Origin of the sequence: Chryseobacterium sp. P1-3, assembly GCF_000738495.1 — a bacterium.
GTDB lineage: Bacteria > Bacteroidota > Bacteroidia > Flavobacteriales > Weeksellaceae > Chryseobacterium > Chryseobacterium gallinarum.
Genome location: NZ_JPEQ01000010.1, coordinates 315,791 through 330,563, shown reverse-complemented (window position 1 = coordinate 330,563; position 14,773 = coordinate 315,791). Strand labels below are relative to the sequence as shown.

The 14,773-nt window shown below is 37.9% G+C and carries 15 protein-coding genes and 3 pseudogenes; 4 read left to right on the top strand and 14 right to left on the bottom strand.

The features are described from left to right. Position 1: 1 nt before the first annotated feature. The 4 genes and pseudogenes from HX13_RS15805 to HX13_RS15795 all read right to left on the bottom strand — a co-directional run bounded on the left by HX13_RS15805 (position 2) and on the right by HX13_RS15795 (position 2,101). Positions 2–327, bottom strand: a pseudogene (locus HX13_RS15805) (DNA-directed RNA polymerase subunit omega). 41 nt (positions 328–368) lie between these two features. Next, a complete protein-coding gene (locus tag HX13_RS24575; RefSeq protein WP_238555404.1) occupies positions 369–608 on the bottom strand; it encodes a hypothetical protein in 240 nt (79 codons plus the stop codon). Beyond that, complete coding sequence (locus tag HX13_RS15800; protein WP_238555403.1) at positions 565–1,329, bottom strand: outer membrane protein assembly factor BamD; 765 nt, start codon at positions 1,327–1,329, stop codon at positions 565–567. The genes HX13_RS24575 and HX13_RS15800 overlap by 44 nt, the downstream gene beginning before the upstream one ends. 141 nt (positions 1,330–1,470) lie before the next feature. Continuing rightward, a pseudogene (locus tag HX13_RS15795) lies at positions 1,471–2,101 on the bottom strand (TetR/AcrR family transcriptional regulator). Positions 2,102–2,197: 96 nt separating this feature from the next. On the opposite strand from HX13_RS15795, the pseudogene HX13_RS26425 reads away from it, so the two are divergent. From HX13_RS26425 to HX13_RS15775, 4 genes and pseudogenes are all read left to right on the top strand, one after another. Beyond that, positions 2,198–2,825 (top strand): annotated as a pseudogene (locus tag HX13_RS26425) (TatD family hydrolase). Beyond that, positions 2,818–3,543, top strand: a complete 726-nt coding sequence (locus tag HX13_RS15785) for a ThiF family adenylyltransferase (RefSeq protein ID WP_050021863.1) — start codon at positions 2,818–2,820, stop codon at positions 3,541–3,543. The pseudogene HX13_RS26425 and the gene HX13_RS15785 overlap by 8 nt, the downstream one beginning before the upstream one ends. Further along, a complete protein-coding gene (gene rnpA / locus HX13_RS15780; protein ID WP_050021862.1) occupies positions 3,543–3,914 on the top strand; it encodes a ribonuclease P protein component in 372 nt (123 codons plus the stop codon). Before HX13_RS15785 ends, rnpA begins: the two co-directional genes overlap by 1 nt. Positions 3,915–4,290: 376 nt before the next feature. Continuing rightward, positions 4,291–4,896: a DUF4126 domain-containing protein gene (locus HX13_RS15775; RefSeq protein ID WP_050021861.1), complete on the top strand. Its 606-nt coding sequence runs from the start codon at positions 4,291–4,293 to the stop codon at positions 4,894–4,896. A gap of 16 nt (positions 4,897–4,912) precedes the next feature. On the opposite strand, the gene HX13_RS15770 is transcribed toward HX13_RS15775, so the two are convergent. From HX13_RS15770 to HX13_RS15725, 10 genes are all read right to left on the bottom strand, one after another. Further along, complete coding sequence (locus HX13_RS15770) at positions 4,913–5,326, bottom strand: tetratricopeptide repeat protein (RefSeq protein ID WP_050021860.1); 414 nt, start codon at positions 5,324–5,326, stop codon at positions 4,913–4,915. A gap of 52 nt (positions 5,327–5,378) precedes the next feature. Continuing rightward, on the bottom strand, positions 5,379–6,920 hold the full coding sequence (locus tag HX13_RS15765; RefSeq protein WP_050021859.1) for a hypothetical protein: 1,542 nt from the start codon (positions 6,918–6,920) through the stop codon (positions 5,379–5,381). A 1-nt stretch (position 6,921) separates the two neighbouring features. Continuing rightward, positions 6,922–7,473, bottom strand: coding sequence for an LptE family protein (locus HX13_RS15760; protein WP_050021910.1), 552 nt, complete (start codon positions 7,471–7,473; stop codon positions 6,922–6,924). Further along, positions 7,463–8,167, bottom strand: coding sequence for a hypothetical protein (locus tag HX13_RS15755; RefSeq protein WP_050021858.1), 705 nt, complete (start codon positions 8,165–8,167; stop codon positions 7,463–7,465). Before HX13_RS15755 ends, HX13_RS15760 begins: the two co-directional genes overlap by 11 nt. Positions 8,168–8,179: 12 nt before the next feature. Continuing rightward, complete coding sequence (locus HX13_RS15750; protein ID WP_050021857.1) at positions 8,180–9,469, bottom strand: sigma-54 interaction domain-containing protein; 1,290 nt, start codon at positions 9,467–9,469, stop codon at positions 8,180–8,182. A gap of 32 nt (positions 9,470–9,501) precedes the next feature. After that, positions 9,502–10,299, bottom strand: a complete 798-nt coding sequence (locus tag HX13_RS15745; protein WP_050021856.1) for a tetratricopeptide repeat protein — start codon at positions 10,297–10,299, stop codon at positions 9,502–9,504. Beyond that, positions 10,271–10,786, bottom strand: a complete 516-nt coding sequence (locus HX13_RS15740) for a hypothetical protein (protein ID WP_050021855.1) — start codon at positions 10,784–10,786, stop codon at positions 10,271–10,273. Before HX13_RS15740 ends, HX13_RS15745 begins: the two co-directional genes overlap by 29 nt. Before the next feature lie 9 nt (positions 10,787–10,795). After that, positions 10,796–12,232: a tRNA (N6-isopentenyl adenosine(37)-C2)-methylthiotransferase MiaB gene (gene miaB, locus HX13_RS15735; protein ID WP_050021909.1), complete on the bottom strand. Its 1,437-nt coding sequence runs from the start codon at positions 12,230–12,232 to the stop codon at positions 10,796–10,798. A 294-nt stretch (positions 12,233–12,526) separates the two neighbouring features. Continuing rightward, on the bottom strand, positions 12,527–12,883 hold the full coding sequence (locus HX13_RS15730; RefSeq protein WP_238555400.1) for a hypothetical protein: 357 nt from the start codon (positions 12,881–12,883) through the stop codon (positions 12,527–12,529). 119 nt (positions 12,884–13,002) lie between these two features. Next, complete coding sequence (locus HX13_RS15725; protein WP_050021908.1) at positions 13,003–14,736, bottom strand: thiamine pyrophosphate-dependent enzyme; 1,734 nt, start codon at positions 14,734–14,736, stop codon at positions 13,003–13,005. Positions 14,737–14,773 lie beyond the last annotated feature (37 nt).

Sequence of the window (14,773 nt, the reverse complement as noted above, 5' to 3'; positions counted from 1 at the left end):
ATTATTTTCTATCTTCTGTTTTTCTGAAATAGATATCGTCGTTTTAACCATTCTTCAATTGCAATAGAAGTTGGCTTCGGAAGTTTTTTCGTAATGTTTAGAGATCTCAATCTGTTCTCTGTTTTCGAAAACCTCTTCTAATGTAGAATTATGAACGGCAAATTCATCCAGCTTGTTGTGAAGTTCCGTACGGATCTCCGCATTGATCTGCTCTGCTCTCTTTCCCATGATAACAATAGCTTCATAGATTGAACCTACTTTATCTTCAATCTTATCTTTATCGTAAGTGATAGTGTTCACTTCTGCTTTTGTATCTTTTACACTCATTTTGAGAAAATTATTTTATTTTAAGATGGCAAATTTACGAATTATCTTTGAATTTTGAAAGTCGCCGCAGGAGGTGGGGTTTTAAGTACTGCACTATCCCTCTGCATCTGCATTGCACGCTTTTCATTATTAATCTGATCTTTCATTTGCTGGTCTGATTTATTTTGCTGAGCAAGTTTTTCAGCTTCTTTTTTCTGTTTTGCATTTAAAGCTGCAATTCTTGCTTCAGTTTGCTTTTTAACAACCGCAAAATTCTGTTTTTTCTTTTTCCAGTTTTGCACGCATTTCAAGGGCTGACTTAGCGTAATCTGTATTAGGCAATTCTTTTTCGATCAGCCTGGTATACGTTAAAGCACTTTCAATACGCTCATCTTTAAGGTCATAGACAGATTTTATAGCCAGCTCATAACGGGATTTCATGATATAGTCATAAATCTTTGCGCGCAGTTTTGTGCCTGGAAAATCTTCCAACACGTTTTCCAACGCAACGTTTGCCGCTTTATAATCCCCCATTTTGAAATACTGTCTTGCATTCTCATAGGCTTTGAATTCCAATTTATAGGATAGCTCATCAATAAGCTGGGTAATATTCTTTGATCTTTCAGAATTGGGGTAATTGGTCAGGAAATCCTGAAGCTCATTAATGGCTAATTCTGTACTGGACTGATCAAGGTTATAGTCCATAGATCCTTCATAATAACATAGTGCAGACATATAAGCTGCTTCTTCTGCTCTCGGATCTTTAGGGAAATTGACTGCAAAATTCTTAAACTGATGCCCTGCCAGCTTATAGCTTTTGTCATAGTAGTTTGCATAAGCCGTGTTGAAGCCTACATTAGGGAAGTCATCTGTTCCTGCTACCAGGTTGGCAAGCCTATCGTAAAGCGCCAATGCATTCTTCCACTTTTTCTTAGCAAAATTTTCATTAGCTACCTTCAAGATATAATCTTTATCAGCACTCTTCATTGCTCTTTCCTGCTGGCTTACGCATGATGTCACCACCGCTACCGCAAAAAGACCTAAAAATATATTTTTTCATATAAAAAAATTCAACAGTTTTCGGATTATACAGCCGATTTACTAATTTGCAAAAATATAACTTTTTTGCCAATAGATTTTTTTTTATGAATATTTAACGTAATTTTAGTCTGCAGCGTATCCCAAAATTGCAAAAACACTCAATAAAAGATTCATTCTCACTTTTTTCTCAGCTTCTTTTGCATAAGTTTCTTCATTTTTGCTCGGTACATAAAGCTCATAGAAGTTTTTGTTCCGGATAACAAACAAAGTAGAGCCGATAATCATGGTCAGAATATCTTCAGGCTTTGGAGTAAAAGTGAAAACTCCCGAAGCAACTCCTTTTTTAATCACTTCATCCAGTTTTTTAACAAACAACTGATAGAAATCCAGAAGCTCATCTTTCAGGTTTTCCGTATGACGAAGCTCCTGGGTAACAAACCCATGAAAGTAATTATATTTGAATAGCTGGGAAACAATATATTTAATCATCTCTCTCATCTGCATTTCCGGCTTGCCCTCTTTAATGGTATCTGCAAATTCCGAAAAATTTTCCCTCGTCTTCAATACCCTATACTGGTAGAGATAAGACATCATTTTTTTCTTTGGAGCCAAAATAGTAGGATATCATTGCGACGTTGATATTTGCTTTGGAGCAGATATCCCTGACAGAAGTACCTTCATACCCTTTTTTTGCGATCAGTTCCTCCGCAATATCCAGGATGTGGATCTGTTTTTCCGTAAATTTTTTTTTCATAAAGTGCAGTTTGAGTAAAGTTAAGAAATTTTTAACACATTTATAAACGTTTGTTTAATAATTTTATATTAATTCCAAATAATCTTATTTTTGAAAATGGAATTTTTTGATTTTCACCATCATAAAAAATATATCCGGAACGGAATCTATAATCTTGGTTTTGGACAAAGCCCGCCTGATCTCCCTTATTCTATCGGCATTCATCCCCAGGATATTGACATTCATAATGTAGAAAAACAACTGCATTGGATGAAAGACACAATACTTCACAACTGCTTTGCCATTGGAGAGTGCGGCCTGGATTCTCTGGTGCCTGTTGATCAAAAAGTCCAGGAAGAAGTTTTTTTAAGACAGATTGAAATCGCCAACGAGATCAAAAAACCTGTTATTATTCATTGTGTAAGAAAATTCTACGAAGTAATTTCTTTTAAAAAAAAAGGCCGAACAGCCTATGATCATTCATGGTTTTAATAAAAAAAGACAAATTGCAGAAGATCTCATTGCCAACAATTTTTACCTGAGTTTTGGAAAAGCTGTTTTGTATCATTTATCTTTGCAGGATATTTTAAAAAGCACTCCCTTAAATAAAATCTTTCTTGAAACTGATAATGAAGACTTTAACATCGGCGAATTGTATCAAAAGGTTTCGGAAATAAAAGGGATTTCTTTGGACAAACTCAATGAACAGATTTTAGAAAATTTACACACTATAAAAAATGGATAAATACTGGCTGGAAAGAACTGAACTTTTGATTAAGGAAGAAGGATTAGAAAAGCTGATCAAAGCAAATGTACTGGTTGTAGGATTAGGCGGGGTAGGTTCTTTTGCAGCAGAGTTCCTCGCAAGGGCCGGAATTGGAAATATGACCATTGTAGATGGTGATACGGTAGATATTACCAATATCAACAGACAGCTTCCTGCTTTGCACTCCACCGTAGGTAAACATAAGGTAGAAGTTGTTGCCGAAAGACTTCTTGATATTAATCCTGATCTCCATTTGGTAAGAATCAATGAATTTCTGAATCCGGAAAGGATGGATGAGATTCTTGATGGGGATAAATTTGATTATGTTCTTGACTGTATCGACAGTGTTACACCCAAAATCTGCCTTATAAAAGCTGCCAGAAAAAGAAAGATCAAAATCGTAAGCTCTATGGGAGCTGGCGGAAAAACTGATCCGAGTATGGTAATGGTTCGCGATATCAGCAAAACCCACAACTGCTTTCTGGCAAAGCAGGTAAGAAAAAGATTAAAAAAGGAAAAAATCAATAAAGGGTTCAGATGTGTATTTTCCAATGAAATTCAAAAGGAAGAAAGTCTGAAAATGACTGACGGAAGTAACTTCAAAAAATCATTTTATGGCACGATCAGTTTTATCCCTGCTATTTTCGGGTTGTATGCCGCTGCTGAAGTGATCAATTATTTAGTGAAAAAAGATTAATGCAGAACTTCAAATACACCAAGGCAGAAAAACTCAAAAAAAATAATGAGATCAGTTTACTTTTCGAAAAAGGTAAATGGAAAACTTCTGGAAATCTAAGAATAATCATTTTAAAAGATAAGCCTGCTCTTCCTGTAGAAAGCAGCAAGTTCGGGGTTTCTGTTTCTAAAAGATATTTTAAAAAAGCGGTTCACAGGAATCGGCTGAAAAGACTTCTGAGAGAATGCTATCGTCTGAATAAAGATCTTTTCAGAACTGCTTTTGGAGAAAAAACGGTTGCCATGTTATTTTGGGTTTCCCCTGTAATGCCTCAAAAGTATCAGGATGTGGAAGCACAGTTTATTAAGCTCTGTGAAACACAGAAGAAATAGAGTTCATAGCAACCGATATTCACCCGCAACCTAGGACATTTTTTCTCGCCGATTTGCTGATTATGCAGACCTCTAAATCACGCATTACAGCCAGTTTCTCAAGAACTCAAAGCATAAACATTTGTGTAAATCAGTGCCATCTGTGGTTATTTTCTTGCGGCAAGCAGATCTTCCCTAATCGTTTGCCCATAATAGTTACACATTACAACCAATTTCTCAAGAAACTTAAAACATAAACATCTGTGTAAATCAGTGCCATCTGTGGTTATTTTCTTGCGATTTATCAAAGATGCACTCATAACTAATTTAATTCATTTTATTCTTATCTCGCCTGTTTTTTGTATTTTTAAGGAAAACAATAAATCTGAAAATTAATATGTTAGATCATGTTCCCTACCTTTCCTATGTACTCAGTGCATTTATCGGAATCGGATTGGCTGCAGCCACCGGATTCAGAGTCTTTCTGCCAATGTTTATTGTGAGCCTTGCTTCTTATTTTCATTGGATTCCTATGAATGATCATTTTGAATGGCTTGCAGGTCTGCCCACCCTTATCACAACAGGAATTGCCACTATTGCAGAAATATTAGCGTATTATATTCCATTTATAGATCACCTGCTGGATACGATTTCTATTCCTATGGCTACTGTTGCAGGATCCGTGTTATTCGCCAGCCAGTTTGCCGATCTGGGAACCTTTCCACAGTGGGCATTGGCGCTGATTGCAGGCGGAGGAACTGCTGCTACAATCAGTTCGGGCTTTGCAGGGATACGTGCGGCGTCTACGGCTACTACCGGTGGGTTGGGGAATTCAGTGGTAGGTACTACGGAAACAGCAGGAGCAGGAATTATGTCTGTGCTGGCAATAGCAATGCCGGTTATTGCAGCAATTTTAACAATCGTTTTACTGGTCCTTGTTATTGTTTTCGGGCGGAAAGTTTGGAACAAATTGCGGGACAATAAAAAAGGCACTGTGTCCTGACAGTACCTTTTTTATCTTAATTTTTACTTCTAAACTCTTTAATCTCCTGAATTCTGGATTTGAAGTGTTCTTTCTTTTCCGGATTTTTGTTGATGAGGATTTCGTATGCTTTTATCGCTTTTGTATACAACTTTTGTTCAAAATAAAGATTAGCCAGTGTTTCTGTCATCAAATGTGAAATATCAGCATTCTTTTCTTTTACAACATAGGTACTTTCCTCTTTAAGCTGGCTTATCCGGGGGTTATTTTCAATAAAGGTTTCAATAGCCTTCTCTTTAATTTCAGCTTTTTCTTTTTCAATTTCTTCCTTTCTGTCAATTTTCAGCCAGTTCTGCCAGGTATTAATAAATCCCGGAACGTTACTGTCTGCTGAAGATTGAGTAACAGTTGTTGCCACAGCTCCTTGCATAGTTTCTTCTTTTTTAGGCACTTCTTTATTTTCTTTTTGCCTTTCTTCAACATTCAGGCTGGATATATCTGTACTAAAGAATGAAACGTTTTATGACCGGAGCTTCTTCTTTTGGAGCTTCACCAACGCTTTTCTTTCCAGTATCGTTAATTTCTTCATCTCCTTGATTTTCTTCCATCACGGAGGTTTCTTCAGCTATAGGTAAGGCCTCTTCAACAGGTTCTTCATCATCTGAAGACTGGTTATCCGCATGACTGATTTCTGTTTCCGCAACAGGAGAAATCTGTTCTTCTGAAGGAGCCTGTTTTTCAGTATCAGAAGTCTTTGCTGGCTTATTGAGTAAAGAGTCCGGCACATTGGATTCAAAACTCATTGGTTTCCATCCGGATGGTATCTCCTGTGTATCTGCTTTTTCCTCTTCAGTTGCTGCTGCTTCCCTTTCTACCGGATTTTTATCTCCCTCCCGAATCTCGTCCAATACTTCTTCTTTAATTTCTTCGGTTTTTGGAAATTCTTCTTTTTCAGTTGACCAAAAATGGAAATTCTGAGTTTCGGCAAAGCTGATTTCATGATCAGAAACTACTTCCGGTTCTTCAGTTTTTGCAGAAACTTCGGACCTGGACTCTTTCATTTTTTTCTCAACTTCTTCAATCAGGCGTCTCATCTCTTCCTCGTGTTTGTTTACACTGGATTGAGAAGCAGGGGTTTCTTCAGGGGTTTCTTCATTGTTGGCCTGGATCTTGACATCCGGCATGAAGGCTTCTGTTCCATGGAAACTGAGTTCTGCGTCCGGAGCAACCTCTTGCTGATCTGGACCGGAAATTTCTGCATGCTCATCAGCTAGTTTCTGATCCTGCCGTTTTCCTGTTTCTTCCTCAATATTGATTTCAGGCAACAAGGCTTCTGTTTCATGGAAACTTACCTCATGTTCGTTATTAACTTCTTCAGCTACAGCTTCTGATGATATTTTATCCTCATTAATTATTTTCTCAGGAGTAAAATTCTCGCCTGTATTTTCTTCTGTTTGAGTTTCCCGAATTTCTTCTTCCTTAGTAAAAGATTCTGGTGTATGTACTTTTTGGGTAACTAAAGTCCCGGACTCCAATGTAGATTCTAAATCTATTTTTTCGGAGTTGGTGTCATCCAGGAAATTTTCCTCTCCTTCGAACAATATCCTGTTCCGTTCGCCATTGACATAAATAGATTTCACTTCATGCGAAGCAGGTAAGATACAAAATGTTGTACTGTCTTTTTGTTCTCCTTTATTGAAATCCGGCTCTCTTCTGATAGGAAAACCTTTATCTTTATAGGCGTGCCGGACAGCTGTATCATCTCCTTTGGAAATTTGCTTTTCTTCGGCAGTTTCAGGTTCGGATCTTCGTTGAATGACCCCGTTAATCAGCTGATAAAGGATTTTTTTATCCGTAGTGTAGGCTGCAGTTGTAGACAGTTCTTTCTGATAGTTATCTTTATCATACAAATGCACTCCATACAGATGAAGCGCCCTAATATTCTGAATATAAGGAAAAGTGTGAATCTCTTCTTTCAAAAGATGGAGGTCTTCTGACTGAATATTTTTCGGATTTTTTAATAATTCTAAAACTCTTGGATTCATCTTACCAATTCGCTACAATATCGTTAAATATTTTATTAATAATTCTTTCTGTTACCAATTTCACCTGGGAAGACTCTATATCAGCTTGTGACAAATTACTATTGAATGTTGCCTCATCTGTATACGTCCTGTCAAAGCTGGAATCCGGATGTATTTTATTTTCATAATGCACCTTTACCGTGATGGTCAGCTTATTCTGCGCCTGCTGGATTACTCCTCCCGAAGGGTTGGTCTGGGTATTGGAGCTGATCGTGGTAGGGGAAATGGTATAATCTGAAATTTCTCCTTCAATGAGAATATCAGGATTTTCTTTCGTTCCTTTCAAAGTGGTTCTTTGCAGGAACCTGTTCTGGATATCGATAGAAAACTGCTGTGATAATGCCGGATTTACAAGGGGTGCATTATTAGGGAATTCATTAATCTGAACCGTTTTCTCATCCGTAAGGGAAGATCCGGTAAAGCTGTAACATGAATGTAAGACACCCAACAAAGCAAAAAGCACCATCATTATAAATGGCTGTTTAAGACTGATATTTTTAATTTTAAAATTCATTTTTAGATCCAATTTCAGTAATTTCATCGTACTCAATTTGTTGAATAGCATCTTCGTAAGCAAAATAATTGGCAGTATATAAAAATGGGATGGTAAGAAAAATACCAATTCCACAAGCGAAAATTCCTACCTGAGATAAAATACCTACAATGAATGAAAAAAGAAAAATCGACAACAGATTTCCTTTGGTCATCACTTTTGAAATATTCCATGCTTCTTTTATATCCTTAATTCCTTTAAGACTGATTAAAGGAACCATGTAAAATGCTTTCAATACAAAATAATAAATAGCCACCACCATTAAAAACAGGTATGGAATAAGAAAAACCATTGCCAGTGGATCATATTCATTATTCTCTGACATAGCTCCCGTTAAAGCCAACACAATAATCAATGGAATGTAAAGTATAAAAACACCGCCCAAAATAATCAACTGTATAATAAAATAAGGCATAAAATCTTTAAAGTCAAAAATCTCCCCTGCACCGGGCTGCTGATTCCTATTAAGTTTATACAGGTATTTATATAAGTTTCCCATTGCCAATAACCCGCAAAAAGGAATAATAGACATGATAAGGCATACTAAAAATGCTACAAAAACATTTCCGAAGTCTTTCTTTAAAAGATCAAATCCTTTGTTGATGTATTCTCCAAGCTTAAAATTGATGGGCTTAGGCGCTAAATTTACTTTCATTATTGATGTTGTCTAGTCTTCCAGGTTATACTGTTTTATTTTCCTATATAAAGTTCTCTGTGAAATTCCCAATTCATCTGCCGCCCTGTTCCTGCGGCCCTTATGCTTCTCTAAAGCTTTAATTATCAGATCTTTTTCGTTATTCTGAAGAGATAGAGACTCAGGTCTGTTTTCTTCAACTTCTATATCTTCAACATCTTCATAGCTGTCGTCCTGATTAGAAATAATTGTTGGTGTCTGAACAACCGGCGCATCGTTATTTTTTTCAAAATACAGCAAAGATCCTTGATTCACCTGCGACTGATTCTCAGAAGTATAAATCCTGTTGATAAGGTTTTTCTCATGATTGCTCAGGTCAGCTGTTCCTCTGTTCTTTATCAATTCCGAAGTTAAGGATTTTAAATCATTAATATCATTCCTCATATCAAAGAGAATCTTATACATGATTTCTCTCTCACTTCCAAAATCACTCTGCTTCGCGTTAGCCTGGGAATTCACCACCATAGGAAGATGAGTTTCCATAGGGATATATTCAGCCAGTTTCTCTGCCGTTATATTTCTGTTTCTTTCCACAACGGTCATCTGCTCTACAAGATTTCTCAACTGGCGGACGTTACCCGGAAAAGAATAATTTTCAATATAATGCACTGCACCGGGCTCAAGCTCAAGCTCAGGCATTCTGTATTTTTCTGCAAAATCTATTGCAAATTTCCTGAATAATAAATGAATATCCCCTTTTCTTTCTCTTAAAGGAGGCATATCTATCTGAACGGTATTCAAACGGTAGTAGAGATCTTCACGGAATCTCCCATCGTGAATCGCTTTCATCATATTTACATTGGTGGCTGCTACAATTCTCACATTCGTCTTCTGGACTTGTGATGACCCCACTTTCATAAATTCTCCGCTCTCCAATACTCTTAAAAGACGGACCTGCGTCTGTAAGGGCAATTCTCCAACCTCATCCAGAAAGATGGTACCGCCATCAGCTACTTCAAAATATCCTTTACGGGTTGCTGTAGCTCCTGTAAAAGCTCCTTTTTCATGACCGAATAATTCGGAATCTATGGTACCTTCCGGAATTGCCCCACAGTTAACCACAATATAAGGCTGATGTTTTCTTCTGGATTCGGAATGAATGATCTTTGGAATAAATTCTTTTCCAACTCCACTTTCTCCAATAACTAAGACGGAAATATCTGTAGGAGCTACCTGGATGGATTTTTCCAGAGCTCTGTTAAGTGCCGGAAAGTTTCCGATAATGCCGAAGCGGTTCTTTATGTTTTGTAACTCGTTGCTCATAAGTAAATTTTTGATTATTGATTTAAGTTTGTCTACAGCTCTTCAATCTGCTTTCTGTAGACTTTGTTAAAATGATGGGTGTAGACATCTTTCATAGTCTTTCCCTCATCATAGGTCTGTAATGCCAGCCTTTTTAAATCTAAATAATCCTTGTTTCTGATTTTAGAAACTTTACTTTTAAAGTATATATTTTCTGCAAAGTCGTATTCTTTGCTTTGTTTTTCAAAATTTTCCAGGGCTTTGTCATATCTTCCCAACTCGAAATAAGTGACTCCTAATTGGTAGTGATCGAACATTCCTTTCACATATCCTCTTGTGGCCAACAACCTTTCGATAATTCCGGCAGCCTTTTCCTTCTGTCCTAAAGCACTGTAGGACATAGCTTTCACCACATCCAGATGATAATCTCCATTCAAAGATCTGCCAGGGTCTTCAGGATAATATCTGCGAAACTCTTCCAGATCCTGAATTGCGCCTTTATAATCTCCTAAAAATTGAAATTTGCACCATCCTCTATACCCCAAATGTTTTTGGGGTTCTAAGGCTACTGCTTTATCAATCAGTATTTTCCAGGTTGCAAAATCACCGTTTTTGAGATAGGGTACCGCTTTCTCCATATAAGCATTGGAGAAACCGGGACAAAGCTCGATTGCTTTATCAAAGTCTTCCTGCGATTCCCGGAAACCCTGTAAATCTGAAGCTTTGTTGTAAAGTTCACAGGCTTTTTTACAGTCCTCACCCTCTATTGCATTACAGTTTACCTGTGCAATAGTATTGGTGTATACTATAAGGAACAAAAAGCTAAGGTAATACCTCTGAAACTTTTCCATTTTCAATTTTATAGGTTAAATATTGATAGTAATCTACTTTTAAACCTTCTATCTCTTTCGGCATCCAGCCGTTTAATGATTGCGTGAATTTCAACAGCTTATTTTCCAGATCTTCGTCCAAAGAAATATTTTTCAAATCTGAATCCATATGCCTGAGCCTGAACAATCCTGTTTTTCCTTCACAATTTACCAAAAATCTAACGGTAATATAACCATTGACCTTCTTTTCTGAAAATATATTTTCTTTTTTAAGTTTTTCAATAATAGCGATTTTTTCACCCTTATACCCGAACGTCTTTGGCCCGTGATAATATTGAAAGCTGAAAGGCTTATCCTTTCGGGCTCCACACTTCTTAAAACCTGGTTCATCAAGCTTTTCATCAAAGACTATATCTCCTACAATATCCGGATATTTGCTTACGGTTTTCTCAGCCTGACAAGACATCTGGATAAAAGTAAACAATGCAAAGAGATACAGGCTTTTCATAGCTCTGAATTATTCAACTATCTTTCCCAAAAGTGTGCCTTGGGTATTGTCATAGACAAAAACGTCCACAATGTCACCTATTTTCTGTCCTTCAAGCTTATCAAAAACACAAACTGCATTCTGGGAATTTCTTCCTTTCCATTGGTTTTCGTTCTTTTTAGAGGTGCCTTCGATCAAAATCTGATGGGTTCTTCCGACATAAGATTTCATTCTTTTTCTGGAAAGTTCTCCCTGTAATGCAATAACTTCTGCCAAGCGTCTTTGTTTTACGTCGGCAGGAATGTTATCTTCCATTTTTTTGTGCGCAGGCGTTCCCGGTCTTTCTGAATAAGCGAACATGTATCCGTAGTCATACTCCACTTCTCTCATTAAACTTAATGTATCCTGATGATCTTCTTCAGATTCATTACAGAATCCGACGATCATATCCTGTGAAAAGGCAACATCAGGAACAATTTCCTTCGCCTTTTTAATTAAATCAAGGTATTCTTCACGGGTATGCTGCCTGTTCATGGCTGCCAGCATATTATTGCTTCCGCTCTGTACCGGGAGGTGTACGTATTTACAGATATTGTCGTGTTTTGCCATCATCCTGAATACATCCAGGCTCATATCCTGAGGATTGGAAGTTGAGAATCTGATTCTCATTTCCGGTACTGCTTTAGCCACCTGATCAAGCAGCTGCGCAAAGTTTACCGCTGTTGCTTTCTGCATTTCAGAGGCCTTGACAAAGTCTTTTTTAGGACCACCTCCATACCATAAGTACGAGTCTACATTTTGTCCCAACAAGGTAATTTCTTTATACCCGCTGTTCCAAAGAGCCTTACATTCATCAATAATTGAATGTGGATCACGGCTTCTTTCTCTTCCTCTCGTAAATGGAACAACACAGAAGGTACACATATTATCACAGCCTCTGGTAATGGTAACAAAGGCTGTTACTCCGTTTCCTCCTAAACGGACCGGATTGATATCGGCATAGGTTTCTTCTTTGGAAAGAATAACGTTGATAGCGTCTCTTCCATCTTCGGTTTCTTTCAATAAGTTAGGCAAGTCCCTATATGCATCAGGTCCTACAACAAGATCCACCAGTTGCTCTTCTTCCAGAAATTTTGTTTTTAACCTCTCCGCCATACACCCTAGAACACCGACCGTCATATTCGGTTTTTCTTTCTTCAGATTCTTAAATTGGGAAAGACGCATCCTTACAGTCTGTTCTGCTTTTTCACGGATGGAACATGTATTTAACAGAATAAGGTCTGCTTCCTCCACCTTCATGGTGGTATTATACCCTTGTTCATTAAGTATGGATGCAACAATTTCGGAGTCAGAAAAATTCATCTGGCAACCATAGCTTTCCAAAAACAGTTTTTTAGAATTCTCAGGTCTTTCTGCAATTGCAAAAGCTTCTCCCTGTTTTGTTTCGTCTATATATTTTTCCTGCACAGCAATCAAATTAAGGTTCGTATTTTAAAATACGAACGGATGAGTCTGCAAAGATACAAAATATTGTGACAGAATGGCAGGGGTTTATGCTGCTTATATCAATTAAAAAAATCAGGGATATTCTGAATCGGTTTGTATGAGAACTCCTTTATTTGGTCTTTCAATGCAAATTACATATCAATAGATAAAGAAGAAAAGTTCATTTTCAACTTCATCTCGGATTTTACAGGCTGCCGACCACAGGTTGCAGGAGCCCAGTTTTTCTTTATCCTTCTTACCACATACTGCATATCATCAAAAAAAAACCTCACTGTTCAGGACCTTTGGAAAGCCTGTTACATCCACTACCTTTCCCGTTGCATCAATCGTTAATGTAAAAGTAAAGTCTCCGCTTAACGTATAAAAGTCTGCGTTCAGATAGGTGTACATATATTTGCTTAATATATCCTTGTATGCGGACGCTCCTCCTTCAAAAGAAGCCGGGTTAAAATCATTGCATTTCACCGCTACCTGCAGGAAAGGTTCTTTAATATCTATTTTAAAAAGATTTTTATTATTCTCTATGATAAAGGAATCATCCCTGTCTTCAAGATCCTGTGCCCAGGAAAAACCAGCTATACAAAAGGCAAAAAATAAAAGTATAGATCTCATAACTTTATTTTATTCATTAATTATTGGGCAAAGGTAAATATTTAACTTTCTTATAAAAAAGAAAACTTCGCACGGTGTACGAAGTCTTTGGTGGTTATTGTAGTAAATTTTAAGAGATACTACAACAATCCTTTAATATGTTTATAGTTTGTCTTTACTGTTTCCAGGACCTCATCCATTTTACCGCCAAGCATCAGTTGTGCCATCGATTTTGTCATTCCTATCACCTGATCCAATTCAATTTTGGGAGGAAGAGCCAATGCATTGGGGTTAGTAAAGATATTCAGAAGGTAAGGACCATTATAATGCAGGCATTCATTAATAGCATTTTCTACATCTTCAGGCTTGTGAACATTCTTTCCGGGATAACCCATTGCCTGCGCTATCAACGCAAAATCGGGGTTTATCATATCTGTTTCGTTATCCGGCATTCCTCCTACTTCCATTTCAAGCTTTACCATTCCTAAGGCTCTGTTATTGAAAACAATAAGTTTTATAGGCAATTTATATTGAAAAATAGTTGCCATATCTCCCAATAGCATAGACAATCCTCCATCTCCACACATTGCAATCACCTGCTTTCCGGGATGAGCTAAAGCTGCTCCGATGGCCATGGGCATTGCATTAGCCATTGAGCCATGATTAAATGAGCCCAGCATCTTTCTTTCTCCTGTCCCTGTAATAAATCTGGCGCCCCATACACAGCACATTCCCGTGTCTACAGTAAAAATCGCATCTTTCTCAGCCAGCCGGTCCAAAGTATGGGCCACATATTCCGGCTGGATGGCATCTTCCTTACCATAGTCTTTTACATAAGTCATTAAATTTTCTTTCACTTTATCATAAAAGGCCAGTTGCTCATTCAGAAAATGAACATCTGTTTTCTCTTTCAAAAGGGGAAACAGGGCGTTGATGGTTTCTTTAACATCACCGGTAAGCCCCAGCTCGAGTTTTGCCCTTCTTCCTAACCTCTCAGGACTCTCCTCTATCTGTACGATTTTATTTTTTACGGGCATGAATTTCTGGTAAGGAAAGTCTGTTCCCAAAAGAAGGACTAAATCTGCTTCATGCATGGCGTGGTAGGCGGATGGGAGCCCCAACAATCCGGTGAGGCCTACTTCATTAGGATTATTAGGCTGGATGGCCATTTTTCCTCTGAAAGAATATCCTACAGGGGCTTTTAGCCATTGGGAAAGCTGTACCACTTCAGCATTGGCATGTCCAGCGCCAATTCCGCAGTAAATGGTTACTTTTTCACTTTCATTAATGAGGGCGGCAAGATGCTTTAGCTCATCATCAGAAGGCCTGATTACCGGATTTGTTTTAAAAACCCGGTTAGAAGTAGTAGCTTCTTCGGCATCTAATTCAGAAACATCCCCCGGAAGCCCGATAACGGCAACACCTTTTTTGGAAATGGCATGCTGTATGGCGGTTTGCACTATCCTTTGCACCTGCTCCGGCCTTGTAATCATCTGGTTATAATAACTACAGTCATCGAACAATTTTATTGTATTGGTCTCCTGGAAGTAATCCATTCCCATTTCATCACTGGGAATCGTTGAAGCGATAACCAACATCGGAACGTGCGATTTGTGCGCTTCGTATACCCCATTGATAAGATGCACATGGCCGGGGCCACAGCTTCCTGCACATACGGCAAAACCATCCAATTCTGCTTCAGCCGCCGCAGCATAGGCGCCCACTTCCTCATGCCGCACATGAATCCACTCTATACTGCTTTTTTTGACTGCAACATTCAGATGGTTTAGACTATCTCCCGTTACTGCATAAATTCTTTTCACATTAGCGTTTTCGAGCATTTCAACAATCTGCTCTGCTATATTCTTAGCCATATTAATAGATTTGGTGGTTATTTTTTGGATGAAATAC

What these genes read in the sequence shown, in the direction of transcription:
- HX13_RS15755 (WP_050021858.1), bottom strand. Translation starts at nt 8,167, where the DNA reads ATGAAAGTAAATTTAGCGCCTAAGCCCATCAATTTTAAGCTTGGAGAA.
- HX13_RS15765 (WP_050021859.1), bottom strand. Translation starts at nt 6,920, where the DNA reads ATGAATCCAAGAGTTTTAGAATTATTAAAAAATCCGAAAAATATTCAG.
- rnpA (WP_050021862.1), top strand. Translation starts at nt 3,543, where the DNA reads ATGCAGAACTTCAAATACACCAAGGCAGAAAAACTCAAAAAAAATAAT.
- HX13_RS15750 (WP_050021857.1), bottom strand. Translation starts at nt 9,469, where the DNA reads ATGAGCAACGAGTTACAAAACATAAAGAACCGCTTCGGCATTATCGGA.
- HX13_RS15760 (WP_050021910.1), bottom strand. Translation starts at nt 7,473, where the DNA reads ATGAATTTTAAAATTAAAAATATCAGTCTTAAACAGCCATTTATAATG.
- HX13_RS15785 (WP_050021863.1), top strand. Translation starts at nt 2,818, where the DNA reads ATGGATAAATACTGGCTGGAAAGAACTGAACTTTTGATTAAGGAAGAA.
- HX13_RS15745 (WP_050021856.1), bottom strand. Translation starts at nt 10,299, where the DNA reads ATGGAAAAGTTTCAGAGGTATTACCTTAGCTTTTTGTTCCTTATAGTA.
- HX13_RS15775 (WP_050021861.1), top strand. Translation starts at nt 4,291, where the DNA reads ATGTTAGATCATGTTCCCTACCTTTCCTATGTACTCAGTGCATTTATC.
- HX13_RS15740 (WP_050021855.1), bottom strand. Translation starts at nt 10,786, where the DNA reads ATGAAAAGCCTGTATCTCTTTGCATTGTTTACTTTTATCCAGATGTCT.
- HX13_RS15730 (WP_238555400.1), bottom strand. Translation starts at nt 12,883, where the DNA reads ATGAGATCTATACTTTTATTTTTTGCCTTTTGTATAGCTGGTTTTTCC.
- HX13_RS15725 (WP_050021908.1), bottom strand. Translation starts at nt 14,736, where the DNA reads ATGGCTAAGAATATAGCAGAGCAGATTGTTGAAATGCTCGAAAACGCT.